General features: G+C 54.9%; 1 rRNA gene. It reads left to right on the top strand.

Annotated elements, in window-relative coordinates:
- Window positions 1–284, top strand: a 16S ribosomal RNA gene (locus AC6CDK_RS17855); the annotation flags it as partial.

Raw genomic sequence — 284 nt, forward strand, 5'->3', positions numbered from 1 at the left:
CTGTCCTTGGATGAGTCTGCGTACCATTAGCTAGTTGGTGGGGTAATGGCCTACCAAGGCGACGATGGTTAGCTGGTCTGAGAGGATGATCAGCCACACTGGAACTGAGACACGGTCCAGACTCCTACGGGAGGCAGCAGTGGGGACTTTTGCGCAATGGGGGAAACCCTGACGCAGCAACGCCGCGTGGGTGATGAAGGCCTTCGGGTCGTAAAGCTCTGTCTGGAGGGAAGAAATGATTGGGAGCTAATACCTCTTGATCTTGACGGTACCTCTGAAGGAAG

The organism is Geobacter sp. PheSNFMC (genome assembly GCF_059620965.1).